At 63.4% G+C, this 13626-nt stretch carries 11 protein-coding genes; 2 read left to right on the forward strand and 9 right to left on the reverse strand.

What is annotated here, in order from left to right:
- Nucleotides 1–107: 107 nt before the first annotated feature.
- A complete protein-coding gene (locus PKE80_RS05305; protein WP_271181613.1) occupies nucleotides 108–1742 on the reverse strand; it encodes an alpha-D-glucose phosphate-specific phosphoglucomutase in 1635 nt (544 codons plus the stop codon).
- Nucleotides 1743–1959: 217 nt separating this feature from the next.
- On the opposite strand from PKE80_RS05305, the gene PKE80_RS05310 reads away from it, so the two are divergent.
- On the forward strand, nucleotides 1960–2940 hold the full coding sequence (locus PKE80_RS05310) for a sensor domain-containing diguanylate cyclase (RefSeq protein ID WP_271182132.1): 981 nt from the start codon (nucleotides 1960–1962) through the stop codon (nucleotides 2938–2940).
- Between the two features lie 4 nt (nucleotides 2941–2944).
- On the opposite strand, the gene PKE80_RS05315 is transcribed toward PKE80_RS05310, so the two are convergent.
- Nucleotides 2945–3898 (reverse strand): cytochrome-c peroxidase, encoded by a 954-nt coding sequence (locus PKE80_RS05315; protein ID WP_271181614.1) that lies wholly within the window; start codon nucleotides 3896–3898, stop codon nucleotides 2945–2947.
- Nucleotides 3895–4428, reverse strand: coding sequence for a homogentisate 1,2-dioxygenase (locus PKE80_RS05320; RefSeq protein ID WP_271181615.1), 534 nt, complete (start codon nucleotides 4426–4428; stop codon nucleotides 3895–3897). Before PKE80_RS05320 ends, PKE80_RS05315 begins: the two co-directional genes overlap by 4 nt.
- Nucleotides 4429–4553: 125 nt before the next feature.
- On the opposite strand from PKE80_RS05320, the gene PKE80_RS05325 reads away from it, so the two are divergent.
- On the forward strand, nucleotides 4554–6587 hold the full coding sequence (locus PKE80_RS05325) for a TonB-dependent receptor plug domain-containing protein (RefSeq protein WP_271181616.1): 2034 nt from the start codon (nucleotides 4554–4556) through the stop codon (nucleotides 6585–6587).
- A 2-nt stretch (nucleotides 6588–6589) separates the two neighbouring features.
- Here PKE80_RS05325 and PKE80_RS05330 read toward each other — a convergent pair whose 3' ends face one another.
- From PKE80_RS05330 to PKE80_RS05355, 6 genes are all read right to left on the reverse strand, one after another.
- Entirely contained in the window at nucleotides 6590–7078 is a 489-nt protein-coding gene (locus tag PKE80_RS05330; protein ID WP_271181617.1) for a JAB domain-containing protein, read from the reverse strand.
- Nucleotides 7079–7140: 62 nt separating this feature from the next.
- Nucleotides 7141–7671, reverse strand: coding sequence for a hypothetical protein (locus PKE80_RS05335; protein ID WP_271181618.1), 531 nt, complete (start codon nucleotides 7669–7671; stop codon nucleotides 7141–7143).
- A 39-nt stretch (nucleotides 7672–7710) separates the two neighbouring features.
- Nucleotides 7711–8046: a hypothetical protein gene (locus PKE80_RS05340; RefSeq protein ID WP_271181619.1), complete on the reverse strand. Its 336-nt coding sequence runs from the start codon at nucleotides 8044–8046 to the stop codon at nucleotides 7711–7713.
- Nucleotides 8047–8130: 84 nt separating this feature from the next.
- Nucleotides 8131–8688 (reverse strand): helix-turn-helix transcriptional regulator, encoded by a 558-nt coding sequence (locus tag PKE80_RS05345; RefSeq protein WP_271181620.1) that lies wholly within the window; start codon nucleotides 8686–8688, stop codon nucleotides 8131–8133.
- Nucleotides 8689–8876: 188 nt separating this feature from the next.
- Complete coding sequence (gene lepA, locus PKE80_RS05350) at nucleotides 8877–10679, reverse strand: translation elongation factor 4 (RefSeq protein WP_069707550.1); 1803 nt, start codon at nucleotides 10677–10679, stop codon at nucleotides 8877–8879.
- 77 nt (nucleotides 10680–10756) lie between these two features.
- Nucleotides 10757–13480 (reverse strand): EAL domain-containing protein, encoded by a 2724-nt coding sequence (locus PKE80_RS05355; protein ID WP_271181621.1) that lies wholly within the window; start codon nucleotides 13478–13480, stop codon nucleotides 10757–10759.
- Nucleotides 13481–13626 lie beyond the last annotated feature (146 nt).

A 13626-nucleotide genomic window follows, 5' to 3' on the forward strand; every position in this document is an offset into this window, starting at 1 on the left:
GATCCGCGAATTTCAGCCAAATCTGGAAAGCATCATATCCAATTCATCGCCGGAGCGTATCGTCGTCCCGGATCAAGCCCGGGATAAAGTGCTGCTCAGGGCATAGTTCAGGTAATCACGTCCGGAGCCGTCCGCCCGGTATGCGCGACGATCCCGGCGATTTCCTCGGCGGCGGCGATCTGGTGCTCCAGCATCGCCGAAGTCTCCGCATCGAGGTTTCCGAAGCGCGGCTCGTAGCGTTCAAGGTACAGGCGTAAGGTCGCACCCTGCGTACCGGTGCCCGAGAGGCGGAAGACGATGCGACTACCGTCCTCGAACAGCACCCGGATGCCCTGGTTAGAGCTGACCGAGCCATCCACCGGATCGGTATAGGAGAAGCTGTCCGCATGGCGGACGGTCAACGGACCGAACACCTTGCCCGGCAGAGTGCCGAGTTGCGCCTTGAGGCCATCCATCAGCGCATTGGCGCCTTCGGTGGCGATACCCTCGAAGTCGTGCCGCGCGTAATAGTTGCGGCCGTAGCGCGCCCAATGCTCCCGCGCGAGGTCGTCGACGCTGATCCCGCGCACCGCGAGGATATTGAGCCAGAGCAGCACCGCCCAGAGCCCGTCCTTCTCACGCACGTGGTCGGAGCCGGTGCCAGCGCTCTCCTCGCCGCAGATGGTGACCTTGCCCGCATCGAGCAGGTTGCCGAAGAACTTCCACCCTGTAGGCGTCTCGAACACGGGCACGCCCAGCCCTTCGGCGACGCGATCGGCCGCGCCACTGGTCGGCATGGAGCGGGCAATACCCGCCAGCCGTCCGCGATAGGCCGGCGCGATCTCGATATTGGCGGCCAGCATCGCCAGCGAGTCGGACGGAGTGATGAAGCGCCCGCGTCCGATGATGAGGTTGCGATCCCCGTCCCCGTCTGACGCCGCGCCGAGGTCCGGCGCATCCTCGGACATCATGAGATCGTAGAGTTCCTTTGCGTGGATCAGGTTAGGATCCGGGTGGTGCCCGCCGAAATCCTCCAGCGGCAAGCCGTTGACCACTGTGCCTGCAGCAAAGCCGAGTCGGCGCTCCAGGATTTCGGTGGCATATGGGCCGGTGACCGCGCTCATCGAATCCATGCGCATGGTGAAGCCCGAGGCGACGACCTTGCGGATCGCGTCGAAGTCGAACAGTTCCTCCATGAGGTCAGCGTAGTCCGCGACCGGATCAATCACCTCGACGATCAGCGCGCCCACCTGCACTTCGCCGATGGCGTCGAGATCTATGTCGGACGTCTCCACCGTGAGCCAGCGGTCGATCGTCTTCGTGCGATCCAGCACCGCGCCGGTGACGTTCTCGGGCGCAGGGCCACCATTGGCGATGTTGTACTTGATACCGAAGTCCTCGTCCGGCCCACCGGGGTTGTGGCTCGCAGAGAGCACCAGCCCGCCGCTGGCCCCGTACTTGCGGATGACGTGGCTTGCCGCCGGGGTGGATAGAATACCTCCTTGCCCCACCAGCACGCGCGCATAGCCATTGGCGGCGGCCATGCGGATCGCCTGCTGGATCACTGTTCGGTTGTGGAAGCGCCCGTCGCCGCCGATCACCAGCGCCGCGTCCGGTTCCCGCTCCACAACGTCGAACACCGACTGGATGAAATTCTCGGCATAGCCCGGCTGCTGGAACACCTTGACCTTCTTGCGCAGGCCGGAAGTACCTGGCGCCTGTCCGTCGAAGGGGGTGGTCGGGACCGTGACGATCTGGGTCAAGGAAAGCGTCTCCAATGGGTATACTGCAGGCATGTGCGCAATAAGCGACACTTTCGTGTCATGGCGCGCATTGTCAAATGATAGCTCGACTAATGCCGCAACCACCGCAGGGTTGCAGACGTTCCGATTTCGTTAACTATCTGCTATGTAGATGTGCGAGGATCGAACCTCCGACTTTGCGCCGAGGACGTCGGCGTGCCGCATGAGTACTTGCCGGATGCATGCCCATAATGCCTTGGCCGACGAACCCGCCCGCCTCGCTGCACTTCAGCGCCTCGCCATTCTCGACACTCCGCGCGAGGAGGCGTTCGACAATGTCGTGAACCTCGTGCGAACTGTCCTCAGTGTACCGATCTCTGCCGTCACACTAATCGATAAAGATCGGCAGTGGTTCAAGGCGATCGAGGGTATCGACGCCACGGAGACACCCCGCAGCGAGTCGTTCTGCGCCCATGCCATCCGACAAGACGCCCCGCTCCTCATACCGGACGCAACGCAGGATTCGCGCGTTTCCGACTACCCTGCCGTCACTCAGGATCCGCACGTGCGCGCCTATGCGGGCGTGCCGCTGGTCACCTCGGATGGCTACAACGTGGGTGCACTCTGCGCGGTGGACACCAAGACGCGCGAGTTCACCGAGAGCGAACTCGACATCCTGCGCAACTTCGCGCGCATCGTCGTCAACGAGATGGAACTGCGTCGCATCGCCGAGCGCGATCAGTTGACTGGCGCTCTCACCCGACGCGGCTTCATCGAGAAGGTCAACCAGGAGATCGCCCGCTGCCATCGCTACGGAAGGGCAGCCTCGCTGGTGCTGATCGACGTCGATCACTTCAAGTCCGTGAACGACACATGGGGCCACCCCGCCGGTGACGCGGTGCTCCGCGACCTTGCCGCCACGCTGGGGACGGCCGGGCGCTCCGCTGACATGCTTGGACGTCTCGGCGGCGAGGAATTCGCAATGCTGCTGCCCGAAACCGGTGTGTCCGAAGCGCTTGCCGCCGCCGAACGCTTCCGCGCCGCGATCGAGGCCCGTCCCATCGTCGTCGCCCCGACACGCACGATCGCAGTGACGGCCAGCTTCGGCATCGCGATGCTGGACAGCGGCATCACCGTAGCCGAGGAATGGATCGCGCGCGCCGACGGCCCGCTCTACGACGCCAAACGTGGCGGTCGGAACCGCTGCGCCGTGGCCTGAGACCTCAGGATACCTCACAGGCCTTGCCTGGCCGGGCATAGCGCGGATCGGCGACTACCGCCGTATCGGTCAGGGCATTCAGGAAGACCTCCACCTCGGCCGTTTCCGCAGGTGACAGCATGATCCCGTGACGGGCGATCACCTCTGAGATCGTATCGGCGCTGCCATCGTGCAGATAAGGTGCGGTTAGCACCACGTTACGCAGCGATGGCGTACGGAACCGACCGCGATCCTCCTGCCGCCCGGTAGCGCGGCCGAGGCCGAAATCACCGTTAGCCGGAACATCCGGCTCGCCCGGCAGGCGATGGAACGCGAGGTCGGTGAATTCCCGCCCGCGATGACATCCGGCACACTCGCGCGCGAACACCGCCTCACCTCGCGTGGCGGCCGTATTCAATGCGGGACCGCCTGCCGCTGCATAATCCCAAGCCGTCTCATGGCTGTCGATCGTGCGCTGGAAGGCCGCCAGCGCCGCGGAAACCGAAGTAAAGTCGATCCGACCGCGCGTCGCCGGGAATGCCGCCTTGAACAGCTTCCGATAACAAGGATTTGTCGAAAGGCGGCGCGCCAGTTCCGCCTCCTGCCCCTTCATGCCCATCTCGACCGGATCCTCACCCGCGATCGGCACGATCGCCTGCTGCTCCAGTGTGGTCAGGGAAGCATTGCCCCATGTCAGTGGCGAGAAGCTCCCGACATTCAACAGCGAAGGCACGTTGCGCAGCCCCGGCTCTCCATGGGCGCCGGGATGCGCCCGCACGCCATCGGCGAAAGCGTGCCGCGGATCGTGGCAAGTCGCGCAGGACAGTGTGCCGTTGATCGAGAGGTCGCCGTCGTGGAATAGCCGTCGCCCGAGCGCGACTTGTGCGTCAAGGCTGTTCCCGGCATCATGGGCAACCCCCACCCCGGTCGCAAGAACGAGGCTGGACAGCAGCAGCGCCCAACCGCCCGATCGGCTCATCGTACGGGCGCGACCATCACCGTCAGCGCCTGTTCTCCATTGGCCGCGATCTGCAGCAAGTGTCGACCCGCCGGAAGGTCGTACTCGACTATCTTGGCAATCCCTGAGCAATCCGGCCCGCGGCCATGCGCGACCGAGGGAACCGCCTTGCCGTCGACGATCACGTCGACCCACGAACGTCCGCTCTGCGCCACGCGATAGCGTCCCGCCGTCGCGACATCGAAAGCGAATAGACCGCCGAAGCTGACCGAACCGCCGGGCTTTCCGGGCTCTATCGCGTAAGCCACCTTCGGCGTCGGGACGAGCGCGGCATCGGCCGCAACACCCTGCTTTAGCAGCGCCCTGGATGCTGCATCGACCTTGATCGCGGCCTTCATCGAACGATGCGCCGCGCTCCAACCCGCAAGATCGGCGGGAACGGCCGCGGGTGCCGTGCAGGCCGCCTGATCATGCCCGCTCATCGGCTCGGCCGCTTGCGCCGAACCGGTCGTTGCCATCGCGAGCATAATTGCACCCAGGATTTGTCTCATGCTCATGGCTCCGTGCTCGATCTATGCCTCTAGGAATATATTTATATTCTGCCGAGCAGAATTATGTACGGCGGGATACAGATTCGCTCCAAGCGCGAATCCACAGAAGGTTCAAGGGGGATAACATGAAGTATGCGATCACTACGGCGCTTGCCGCGTCGCTGGTCTGTGCGACCGTGCCTGCATTCGCCGCGGACGACACCAATAGCGCATTCGGGCTAGGCCAGATCGTCGTCACCGCGCCGCGCAGCGAGAACGGCGACATCACCGCGTCCACCGTCAACGCCGAGGCGATCTACGACTTCTCGCGCGATACCCTGGATGAAGCGGTCAAGCTGATCCCCGGCGTCACTTCCGGCCTTTCCGGAAATTCGCGCAACGAACGGCTGATCTACGTGCGCGGCTTCGACCGCTATCAGGTGCCGCTGTCGATCGACGGTATCCGCGTCTACCTGCCCGCCGACGGGCGGCTCGACTATGGCCGCTTCCTGACCCCCGACGTCGCCGAGATTCAGGTCGCCAAGGGCTATGTCTCGGTGCTTAACGGCCCCGGTGCGATGGGCGGCGCAGTTAACCTCGTCACCCGCAAGCCGCATAAGGAACTGGACGCGGAAGCACGCTTCAGCCTGAACCTCGACAACGACGCGGACTATGCGGGCTACACCGGCTTCGTTTCGCTCGGCACGCGGCACGACAAGTGGTACGCGCAGGCCAGCTACGCGCGCAACTTCACCGACCACTGGGACCTCCCGAACAAGTTCAATGCCACCAACAACGAGGACGGCGGCGAACGCGACCTGTCGCGCTCGGAAGACTGGCGTGTCAACGCCAAGCTGGGCTTCACCCCGAATGCGACCGACGAATATGCGATCAGCTTCACCCGGCAGGAAGGCGAGAAGCTCGCCCCGCTGCACGTCTCTGACCTGACCGGCCTGCGTTACTGGACCTGGCCGTACTGGAACCTGCAGAACGTCTACTTCCTCTCGACCACCCGGCTGGGAGAGATCGCAACGCTGCGCACGCGGGCCTATTACAATACTTTCAAGAACAGCCTCGACAGCTTCGACAATGCAAACCTAGACACGCAGACCGCTCGCAGTTCGTTCAACAGCGCCTACAGCGATCGTGCCTACGGCGGCTCCGCCCAGCTGGACCTCAACCCCAGCGATGCCGAGCGACTGAGCGTCTCGTTCCACTTCCGCAACGACCGCCACCGCGAGATCCAGCAGAGCTTCCCTTCGGGCACCTGGGAGCCGTGGCAAACCACGATCGAGGAAACCTACAGCGCCGCGATCGAGAACGGCTACAAGCTGACGCCGCAGCTGGAACTGGTAGTCGGCGCCAGCTACGACTGGCGCGATCTGCGCCGGGCCGAGGACTATACTTCGGGAGCCTTCGTCTATTACGACTTGCGCAACGGCGATGCTTGGAATGCGCAAGGGCAACTGCTCTGGACGCCCGACGAGGCGACCACGATGCACCTCTCGGTCTCGTCACGCGCACGCTTCCCGACCATCTTCGAACGTTTCAGCACCCGCTTCGGCGGCGCCACCTCCAACCCCGACCTCAAGGCCGAGCGTGCCACCCAAGTCGAAATGGGCGGCGCTCGCCAGTTCGGTCCGCTGCGCGTCGAAGCCTCGGGCTGGTATGCCAAGGTGGACGATGCGATCGTCTCGTTCCCGTTCATCTACCAGGGCCAGTCCACCGCGCAAAGCCGCAACGTCGGTTCGGGCGACTATTACGGTGCCGACATCTCGGCGACCGCGCAGATCGCGGAAACGCTGCGGGTCGGCGCCAACTACGGCTGGGTACATCGCAAGCTGGATGATCCTACGCTGTCCAAGATCGCCTCGTTCCACATCACCGGCGTTCCCGAGCACTCGAGCTTCGTGTGGGCCGAGTGGTCGCCGATCCCAGCTCTGCGCATCCTGCCCAGCATCGACATCGCCTCGAAGCGCTGGACGGTCAACACCGCGGGAACGCGCTATTACCAGACCGGCGACTACGCGCTGGCCAACCTGCGCGTGGATTTCGACGTGACCGACTGGGCAACTCTGGGCCTCGGTGGGCGCAATCTGCTTGATGAGAACTACACCACCGTCGATGGGTATCCCGAACAGGGGCGCACTCTTTTCGTCAGCCTGCGCCTAAAGAACTAGGGCTAGAAAATCCCCATTGCCTTCATGCTGGCAACCGCGTTTCCCGCAACGATGCAGTGATCGTCGAGCCGTATTTCCAGCGGCTCGACGATCTGCCGAAACCTCGCCGTGGCAACGATGTCGTCACTGCTTGGACGGGCAGTGCCGGACGGATGGTTGTGCGCCAGCACGATACGCCTCGCATCCAGATCGAAAGCGCGGCGCACCGTGCGCCGAAGCGGGATAAGACATTCGGTCCGTTTCCCGCCAGCGTAGATGTCCTCGGCGATGTAGACACCTTCGCCATTGAAGAAGAACACCAGTACGCACTCTTCGCGCCGGCTGCCAAGTCTATTGACGAGATATTGACGGAAGGCGAAAGCTTCGGTCTGGAGCGGCGCTCCCAACATCGCCTCGCGTGAGGCAGCTTCGGCAAGACGCCGGGCGGCCGCTATCGCATGCGCGATTTCGTCCGCTAAATCCCTGCCGTCATGCTGGCCAGCCTCGAACAATGCCTCGCGTAGCGCCTCAACAGAAGCCGAATAGATCGTGCGCAGCGAGCCGAAACGGCTAATCAGCCGCCGGGCAATGTTCTCGGCTCTGCTGCCCGCGCAAGGTACGAAGAGCGGCGCCAGGACGGATAGCTGCCCAGCCTCCTGCGCCGCGACATGTGAAACATGATACCCATAACGATCGCCACCAACTGAATGTATGAAGGCGTGATCGACATCACGGCGTAGGCGAAGGCGTTGATCTCCGTCAGCAGCAGCCGATAGATGTGCCCAAACATCGCGATGATCTGCGCTCCAGCTATCCATAGTGGATACACCCGGTTCGCGTGGAGCGCGACGACGAAGGCACAGACCATTGCGAGCACATCGATAAGCAGATGCCCAAGGTTCGTCTTGTGCCAGAAAATCGAGCCATCGACGGCGAAATGGTACGCCCGGTCGATCGTGCCCATGGCGACCAGCAGGCCCGAGAGAATGCATTCGGGCCCAGGTAGCTTGCGGACAAGGCAGTAGAGGAACAGCAGGGCATAAATGGCGAACTGCGCCACATCCTTGTTCGACCACGTGAACGCCAACCAGGACTGGTCAGGCATGAACATGCCCTCCCGGTCCCGACTGGACGAGTTCGCGCGTCAGGCAATCCGGCGCAGCGGTTCGGCGTCGAGCATGCCGCTGGGCGGGCAAGAGTCCTTGTCGTCGGTGATCGCCTTCACTTCGAGGCCGACGCCGCGCAGTTCCTGATGTACGCGGATCATGTCGTTCTGGCTTTCGATCAGGGTGCGCTGCGCCTTGGCTAGACGCATCAGCGCGGTCTGACCGGTAAAGGTCTCGATACCGTCCGCCTGGCGGGCCAGCAGCATCGATTCCATCAGACGCGCCGAAGCAAGGAGAGCGGAATCGAGCGAGAGTTCGGCCTCGGGAAGCTGGCGGGCGATCCGGGCAGTAGCAGCAGCAATGGTCATCGACATGGCAATATTCCCCCTGACGCGGGACCGGCTCGACGGGCGCGCCACAAACACAGGTTCGAGAAGGCTGAAACAAGACCGTGCCGATCAGATCAGATCGGCCAGCGCACGAACGACGCCAAGACCCACCATCGCCACCAGTAGCATACCCCCGGCGATGGCGACCATGGCGGCTGTCCGGCTTAACCCGGCATTTGCCCCATCGAGCACCTCCGGGACGATCCGTTCGTAAGTCTCGCGCTGCCACGGCGCCGTGACGGTATACGTCATGGCATCCGAGAGAGCGAGGCTGACACCCGGTTCGTCCTGAGCCCTGACTGGTGCATCGGGTAGCACGTCCGGAACCTGAGGAATCTTATCTGGTATCCGATTACAGGTCACATCCTGATCCAGCAGATATTGCCGGTAGGACCGCGCCAGCTCGGCACGCGGCGGGGAGCCAGCGCGAATGCGCACACCTTCGATCCGCTGGTTCACGGCGCTTTCGGAAATACCGAGTTCCCACGCGATTTCCTTGCTGGTGCGATTCTCGGATACGAAGCGGAGCACTTCATGCTGCTTGGACGTCAATCCGGGGAAGACATGAAGAATCCCTGCGCCCAGAGCGCGATTCGACCCATGCTCGTTGAGATTCCTGTCTGCCATATCCTGCCAGCGACCCACCCGGCTCTAATCTAAACGTTACAGAGCGATACTACGCGGTCGCAATCATAAACATAGTTAGTCAAAAATTTACCATAAAAACATCGGGTTCCGAGGTAACGACGCGAAAAGGCCCGACAACCGCCGGGGCGGTTGCCGGGCCTTTTCGCGGCCTCTCCGTCAGGTGAGACTTATTCCTCGCCCATGCGCAGCGCGGCGATGAAGGCTTCCTGCGGAATCTGGACGTTGCCATATTCGCGCATGCGCTTCTTGCCTTCCTTCTGCTTATCCAGAAGCTTCTTCTTGCGGCTGATGTCCCCGCCATAGCACTTGGCGGTGACGTCCTTGCGCATGGCGCTGATCGTCTCGCGCGCGATTACCTTGGCGCCGATGGCGGCCTGAATCGGCACCTTGAACATGTGCCGGGGGATCAGTTCCTTGAGTCGTTCCACCAGCGCGCGCCCGCGCGGTTCGGCCTGGCTGCGATGGACGATCATCGAGAGCGCATCGACCGGCTCGTTGTTGACGAGGATGTTCATCATCACGAGGTCACCCTCCTGAAGACCGGTCTGCTCGTAGTCGAAGCTGGCGTAGCCGCGGCTGATCGACTTGAGGCGGTCGTAGAAGTCGAACACCACTTCGTTCAGCGGCAGGTCGTAGGTCACCTGCGCACGGCCGCCGACGTACGTGAGGTCCTTCTGGATGCCGCGGCGATCCTGGCACAGCTTGAGGATCGAGCCGAGGTATTCGTCGGGCGTGTAGATCACCGCCTTGATCCACGGCTCCTCCATGAAGTCGATCTTCACGGGATCGGGCATGTCGGACGGGTTGTGCAGTTCCTTGATCGACCCGTCGGTCATCGTCAGGCGATAGACCACCGAAGGCGCCGTAGTGATGAGATCGAGGTCGTATTCGCGGCTCAGGCGCTCCTGGATGATCTCCAGGTGCAGCAGGCCGAGGAAGCCGCAGCGGAAGCCGAAGCCCAGCGCCGCGCTCGATTCCATCTCGAAGCTGAACGACGCGTCGTTGAGGCGCAGCTTGCCGATCGATTCGCGCAGCTTCTCGAAGTCGTTGGCATCGACCGGGAACAGGCCGCAGAACACCACGGGCTGCACTTCCTTGTATCCCGGAAGCGCCTGCGTGGCGCCGCCCTTCACGGTGGTGATGGTGTCGCCGACCTTGGCCTGCTCGACTTCCTTGATCTGCGCGGTGATGAAGCCGATCTCGCCCGGACCCAATTCGGGAAGGTCAATGCGCTTGGGCGTGAAGCAGCCGACGCGATCGACGAGGTGGTCGGTGCCGCCCTGCATGAACTTGACCGGCAGGCCCTTCTTGATGACACCGTCGATGACGCGGACCAGAATGACGACGCCGAGGTACGGATCGTACCACGAATCGACCAGCATCGCCTTCAGTGGCTTGTCGCGCTCGCCCTTGGGCGGCGGGATCTTCTTGACGACGGCTTCGAGCACTTCGGCGATGCCGATGCCCGACTTGGCGCTGGCCATGACCGCCTCGGAAGCGTCGATGCCGATCACTTCCTCGATCTCGTTGCGCACCTTTTCCGGCTCGGCGGCGGGCAGGTCAATTTTATTGATGACCGGCACGATCTCGTGGTTGTGCTCGATCGACTGGTAGACGTTCGCCAGCGTCTGCGCTTCCACGCCCTGCGCGGCGTCCACCACCAGCAGTGCGCCTTCGCAGGCGGCAAGGCTGCGGCTGACTTCGTAAGCGAAATCGACGTGGCCCGGCGTGTCCATGAGGTTCAGCTCATAGGTCAGGCCATCGGAGGCGGTGTAGTTCAGGCGCACGGTCTGCGCCTTGATGGTGATGCCGCGTTCCTTCTCGATGTCCATGTTGTCGAGCACCTGCGCGCTCATCTCGCGCTCGGACAGGCCGCCGGTGGTCTGGATCAGACGGTCGGCGAGCGTCGACTTGCCGTGGTCGATATGGGCAATGATGCTGAAGTTACGGATCTGCGCGAGTTCGGTCATGGAAGCGCCGTTAGAGCATTTTACGCCGGTGTGAAATCACCTCCGGCGCGGGAAAATGCGAAAAAGTACGCAAGGCGTCACGCGGTACGACGTAGCGGTGCCGTCTCCGACTTCTCGCGCCTCGGCCGGACCGGCGTGAACAGGACCGCGCCATTGCCGTCGAGTTCCAGCGGCTGCCCGAACTCGAGCCCCATGCGGTCCTCCTTGCACCAGCGCGAGGTCGCCATGACGACATAGTCATCCGCCAGATGCACACCGAAGGTCGTTCCCACCGGCACGTTCCACAGGCCCTCGATCATCGCGCCGTGCTGCGAGATGTTGCGAATGGTGCCTTCGTAGCTGTGCGGTCCATGTTCCAGCGCGACCTTGCGCAGCATCGTCTGCCGCGTCGCGCGGGCCGAACGCGGGCCTTTCGCCACGGCTACGAGGCCGTCGGCCAATTGCGCTAGAACGCTCTGTGCATTGAGTGGTCGCTCGTAGATGTAGCCCTGCACGTGACTGCAGCCCAGCATGCGCACGAGGTCCAGTTCGTCCAGCGTTTCGACGCCTTCCGCAGTCGTCTCCATGCCAAGCGCCTCGGCAAGGTTGACGATCGAGGAGATGATCGCCCCGTTGCGGCTGCCCTGGATGGTGGCGCCCCGCACGAAGCTCTGGTCGATCTTGATCTTGTCGAACGGCGCCTTCTTCAGATAGCCGAGCGAGGAATAGCCCGTCCCGAAGTCGTCGAGCGCCAGCCGCACGCCGAGGTTCTTGAGCGCGGAGAACATCGCCTCGGTCGTCCTGTCGTCGCCGAGGAACACGCTCTCGGTAATCTCCAGTTCCAGGCGACCGGGCGAGACGCCTGCAGCGGCGATCGCGCTGGTGACGATGGCCGGCAGTGCGGGGTTGGCGAACTGCAGCGGCGAGACGTTGACCGCGACGCGCACCTCTTCCGGCCACTTTGCAAGATCGGCGCAGGCGGTGCGCAAGGCCCACTCGCCGATCTGCGCGACGAGGCCGGTCTCCTCGGCCACCGGCACGAACTTGGCCGGCGAGATATAGCCGTGCACCGGATGGTTCCAGCGCAGCAGCGCCTCGAAACCGGTGATCTTCTCGCTCGTGGTGCGCACTTGCGGCTGATAATGCAGTTCGAGAGACCCGCTGGCGATGGCGTCGCGCAAGTCCTGCTCCAGCTGCTGGCGCTCCTTGGCGTCGGAGTGCAGGTCCTCATCGTAGAAGTGATGCCGCCCGCGTCCGCCGCCCTTGGCCGCGTAAAGCGCGAGGTCCGCGTTGCGGATGAGTGCGTCCGAGGTCATGCCGTCATCGGGGCACAGTGCGATGCCGACCGAGGCGCCGATGGTCACCCGCGCACCTTCGATGGTGTAGGGCTGCGACAGGTTCTCGATAATGCGGCGCGCCAGATGAGCCAGACCCTCGCGGTTCTGCGCGCCGTGGAGGATCACCTGGAACTCGTCGCCACCGAGGCGCCCGACACGGCCGCGATCGCCCACGGTATTGCTCAGTCGTTCGGCGACCTGCTTGAGCAGGGCGTCGCCCGCCGGGTGCCCCATGGTATCGTTGACCGCCTTGAAGCGGTCGAGGTCGAGCAGAAATACCGCACAGGCGCGGGTCTCTATGCGCGGGCTGGTCAGGATCTTTTCCAGCCACTCCGACATCTGGAAGCGGTTGGCAAGCTTGGTGAGCGAATCGAACCGGGCTAGCTGTGTGACGTGTGCCTGCGAGCGACGCTTTTCGGTCAGATCCGTGCCCGACCCACGGAAGCCCATGAAATTGTTGAACTGGTCGAGCACGGGGCGACCGGAGATCGACCACCAGCGCTCGTCCTTCTCGCCCGTCGCAGCACGCACGCCCAGGTCCTGGAACGAGGAGCGCGTGTTGAGATGGAACACCAGCGTGCGCTCCCCCTCCTGCCCCGCAGCCTCCAGCATGAACATGCCGGTGAAGGGCTTGCCCTCCATCTCGGACACGGTGCTGCCCAACAAGGCGGCGATGCTCCGGGTCACATACGTGATCTTGCCCTGACGGTCGGTCTCCCAGAACCAGCCCTGCCCGGTCTGCTCGTACTCATGCAGCAATTGTTCGGCGCGGCGCTGCTCGCGCTCGCGCTCTGCGTGGCGATTCGATTGCGACGACGCGGTACGCGCCTGCCGGATCGCCATGAGCAGGCCGATCACCGTGCCTACCGTCAGCAGTGTGAACGAGGCCATCGAGCCAGCGTGGAGCGAGCCGCCACCCCATAGCCCGATCGTCGCAGCAATGATCGAAGTCAGTCGATTCTCCAGCAACGCCGTCGCCATCAGCACGACGATGACGAAGATGTTGACCGTCACCTCCCAGCCAAGGTGCGGGTGCAGGTTCGTCCAGCGCGCCGCTCCGAAGCCGAACAGCATCATCGGCAGCAGGATCGCGACGAACAGCAGCGGATAGCGCTGCCATCCATTGTGAACCACCCTGCGCTCCATGCGCGCATAGATCGAAGCAGGCAGGCACAGCGCCATGCCGAGGGCCATGCACAGGCCTGCCACCATGTCCGGCAATGTCCCGGATATAAGGCCCATCAGTAGCGCACTGACAAGCAGCGCCGGCCCCATCAGGACCCAGCGGCGACACGTGAAATAATGGAGGCAGTCTCCGGCATCGGGCCGCCCGCTCCATCGAGCGAACCCGGCGAAGGGGGAGGACGCAGCGGGAGCGGCATCGCCGTGCGAATCGTTCTTCGCCTCCTGCGCTGCGGGCAGGAGCCCTCGCTCGGCGCCCGAATGCGCCGCCTGTCGTTCGCCACGCAGACCCGGTTTCTTCATGCCCGCGACCATGCCTTTGCCGCCGTTGCGAAACCGTTAAGCGAGGCGACCGCAATCGATCGGGCAACGATCCGGAATCCGAAGCATTTCACTTGATACCGCTTCGTCGCCGTGCTTGCTTCCATTCAACCGGCCGGCAACGAAGT

Origin of the sequence: Novosphingobium resinovorum, from assembly GCF_027922145.1 — a bacterium.
GTDB lineage: Bacteria > Pseudomonadota > Alphaproteobacteria > Sphingomonadales > Sphingomonadaceae > Novosphingobium > Novosphingobium resinovorum.